We start from the raw sequence: 3,678 nt of genomic DNA, 5'->3' as shown, positions 1-3,678 counted from the left end.
GCCTGGTCCTGCCAGCAACCCAACAATTCCACCCGCAACAAACACCACCAGCGCCTTGACCAGCAGCGTCGAAGAGTCGGCCTGCAACACTTTCAGTAACGGTAATGCCAGCACCAACAACAAGCATGCCGCAATAACCATCACGCTGCGACGTCCAAGTTTATCGCTAAGAATGCCTGCTGGGATAATGGTCGCAGCAAACCCTAGGTTAGAAATCACCGCAATCAACAGCGCCTGGTTGAAGCCGGTATGCAGCGAAGATTGCAGGTAGGTTGGCATGATCACCAGATAGGTATAACCCGCCGCTGACCACACCATCACGCGGCTGATCGCCAGCAAGATAATCCTGATCGTTGCGCTAAAACTGGCGCTGTCCGTCGCCGGTTGTTGCACGTTTTGCGTTTGCTGCTGACGCACAAAGCTGGGCGTTTCTTCCATGCTGTAGCGCAGCCACAGCGCCACAATCCCCATCGGCAAGGCGAGGAGGAAAGGAATGCGCCAGCCCCAACTGTGCATCTCATCTGCACTCAGCACCGCCGACAGCAACGCGACAATGCCAGCACCCGCCAGTAGGCCCAACGCCACGGTGAATGACTGCCATGCACCGTAACGTCCACGCTGCCCTTTGGGGGCAAATTCCGTCATCAGTGACACCGCGCCGCCGTATTCACCTCCGGCAAACAAGCCCTGCAGAATACGCAGCCCGGTAATGATCAGTGGTGCCGCCACGCCAATGCTGGCATAGGTGGGAATAACGCCGATCGCAGTCGTCACCAGCGTCATCATGATCAAGACAAAAATCAGCGTAGGCTTGCGCCCAATACGATCGCCCATGCGGCCAAAAAATATCGCGCCCAACGGACGGAAGAAAAAGGCGATGGCGAAGGAGGCGTAGGTCAGCATAATGCCGGTCAGCTCGGCTTCACCCTGCAGGCGAAAGAAGTTCTGCGCGATGACCGTCGCGAGGAAGCCATACACCGCAAACTCGTACCATTCAATGAAATTGCCCACTGAACCGGCGATTAAGGCGCGCTTCTGTGCATTCGTTGTAGTTTGAGGCTTCTGCATTCGGCTATCTCTTTTCCATTTGTGAATGAATAGAATGCGTCATGTTGCTGTGTGGTCAAGGACATCATGTTATTTATCCTGTTCAACCGGCGTCAGCCACTTCTACGCTGTTGCTGCTTCCAGCTTTTAACGCCACCCACATCCCCAGCAGCCCCGCGCCCGCTAATTCCCACATCACCCATTGAAAACCTGCCGTTTCGCCGCCGGTTTGATAAATCTGCGTGGCAATCGCCAAGCCCAGCGCGCCGCCGAGATTATGCAGCGTCCATGAAATGCCAATGCCCTGCGCGTGCCGGGACGCAGGTAACGCGCCGAGCGCAGCCGCAACGGAAGGCCCGAGGATAGCGCCCCAGCCTGCGCCCATCAGCACAAACGCGGTGATGATCGGTACTAACGATGCGCTGTTGATGCTCAGCAGCAGTGCGGAAGCCGTGAGCAAGGCAAATCCCGCCGCCATCACCGGCCAACTGCTGTAACGGTCGGCAAGACGGCCTGCAAAGGGAGATATCAGCGCCATCACCAGCGTCACCGGCAGCAGCATCAGACCGAGTTGGGCGGCGTTGAAATGAAAGAGCGTCAGTAGCCTAAACGGCAGCAACATAAAGGCGGAGCAATAGAAAATCGCCAGCAGCACCGACAGTAAACAGGCGGCTGCAAAGCCGCTGTTTCGCAGCATGCGGAAGTCGATCACCGGGTGTGGCGTACGCCTTTCAATCATGACAAATGCCAGCAAAAACAGCAGCGAAAACCCCAGCGCCAAAACGGCATGCCAGCTCAGCAGGCCCCAATGTGTGACGTGACTTGTCCAGATCAGCAGTGGGATCAGTGCGGCGGTCATCAGCAGCCAACCAGGCAAATCCAGCCGCGTTTCGCGATGTCTGATGGATGCCGCGATGCTGCCGCGGCAAAAAACAAAGCTCAGCAGGATGAGCGGCACATTAAGCAGAAAAACCGCGCGCCAGCCGAGCCAACTTACCAGCACGCCGCCAGCAACCGGCCCCAACGCCAGCCCCAATCCGTTAGCGGCAAACAGCAATCCTAGCGCGCCACCGCGTTTTACTTCTGGCATCGCCTCAACCAGAATGCTGGCGCTGACGGTATACAACACCGCGCATCCCACGCCCTGTAGCAAGCGGCAGAGATTGAGCACCATCAAATCCGATGCCAATCCCGCCCCTAACGACGTTGCGCCGAAGAGCAGCATTCCGGCATATAAAATTCGCCGTGCGCCGAAGCGTTCCGCCAACCTTGCCGACATCACCATGCAGCAGCACAGCGCCATAACGAAGAACGTCATCGCCCACTGCACGCTGGCGAGATCGCTGTGAAAGTGGTGCTGAATCGCTGGCAATGCGGTATTGACGATAGTGAAATCAATACAGCCGAGAAAACTGGCCAAACAGATACCGATTTGTAGGCGGATTAAGGTTGCCGGAGAAGTTGTCATGCGAGGATCCTGATGCGTAAATCGCTAGCCTGACACGAATTAAATTCTCCAGTTACGCTAATTATTCGCCATAATGACGAATTAAAATCGCCAGAGAAGATCGTATCATGATTAACACCGACAGGCTGAACAGCATCCGGGCCTTTGTGCAGGCCGCGCAGGCGGGAGGATTTAGTTTGGCTGCTGAGCAACTGGGCTTGTCGCGCTCCACGGTAGGGAAAGCCGTTGCCCGACTCGAATCGCGCCTGCAGGTGAAATTGTTCCAGCGCACCACTCGTTCACTGTCGCTCACCAGCGAAGGCGAACGCTTTTATCACGATTGTCTGCAGATCCTTGCCAGCCTCGACGCGGCGGAAAATCGCCTGATGGCACACGCCAGTGAACCCACAGGCCAGCTGCGCGTTGCGGCTCCGCCTTTGCTGGGCGAAAAATGGGTGATGCCGGTGTTGCTTCCTCTGACTCAGAGATGGCAAGGACTGGCGCTAGATATGCGGCTTTCAACCCAGCGCGTTGACCTTGCTGCAGAAGGCGTCGATCTCGCCATCCGCATCGGCGCGCCCGGAAACCACGCCGATCTCACCGCGCGACTGATCGGCCAGCAGCCGCTGCTGTTGTGCGCTGCGCCTGCACTATCAAAAGCCGCTACACCGCCGATTCGGCTGGAGCAGTTAGCCCATTTTCCGCATCTGACATTACTGGAACAGGGACGTTCTCAACCGTGGCTGCTTAAAAACTCGCAGGAGGAGAACGTTTACTGGCAGCCAGACGAGCGGTTGCGCTTCAGCAGTATGAGTGCGGTTTACGCCGCAACGCTGGAGGGTTATGGCATCGCGCAACTGCCACGCTGGCTGGTCAGTCGGGATATTGAGGACAAAAAACTGATTGAGGTATTGCCGGAGACGCGCAGCAACAGCCTGCCGATTTATGCTGTGTGGTTGAAAACCGCCGCGATGCCGCAGCGGTTAAGATGTGCGATTGATGCGCTGAAAGAAGACTTTGCCCGGCAGCCACTGTAAAAAACAAGTCGATTTATTTACGCAGCCACTGCCCATTGATGCCGCGCACATACTCGCCGCTACCCGCGCGATTCACCAGCTTCTCGCCGGCGATGCGCGCCACTTCGCTGGCGGTCAGGTTATTTTGCTGCGCCACGCGCTGATATT

Annotated in this window: 4 protein-coding genes; 1 reads left to right on the top strand and 3 read right to left on the bottom strand. The window is 56.9% G+C overall.

Going from position 1 to position 3,678, the window contains the following annotated elements; all coding sequences use genetic code 11:
• On the bottom strand, positions 1 to 1,068 hold a 1,068-nt coding region (locus tag RTY00_RS21740; RefSeq protein ID WP_312666175.1), incomplete at its 3' end, for an MFS transporter.
• 82 nt (positions 1,069 to 1,150) lie between these two features.
• Positions 1,151 to 2,515: a DHA2 family efflux MFS transporter permease subunit gene (locus RTY00_RS21735; RefSeq protein WP_312666173.1), complete on the bottom strand. Its 1,365-nt coding sequence runs from the start codon at positions 2,513 to 2,515 to the stop codon at positions 1,151 to 1,153.
• Positions 2,516 to 2,622: 107 nt separating this feature from the next.
• Here RTY00_RS21735 and RTY00_RS21730 point away from each other — a divergent pair, with 107 nt between their 5' ends.
• Complete coding sequence (locus RTY00_RS21730; protein WP_312666171.1) at positions 2,623 to 3,531, top strand: LysR substrate-binding domain-containing protein; 909 nt, start codon at positions 2,623 to 2,625, stop codon at positions 3,529 to 3,531.
• 13 nt (positions 3,532 to 3,544) lie between these two features.
• On the opposite strand, the gene RTY00_RS21725 is transcribed toward RTY00_RS21730, so the two are convergent.
• Positions 3,545 to 3,678: DUF1318 domain-containing protein (locus RTY00_RS21725; protein ID WP_312666177.1), on the bottom strand; the 134-nt coding region annotated here is incomplete at its 5' end.

Source organism: Pantoea sp. CTOTU49201 (assembly GCF_032054795.1).
Lineage (GTDB): Bacteria > Pseudomonadota > Gammaproteobacteria > Enterobacterales > Enterobacteriaceae > Pantoea > Pantoea symbiotica.
The sequence above is the reverse complement of the archived record's forward strand: the minus strand, read 5'-3'. Positions and strand labels throughout refer to the sequence as shown.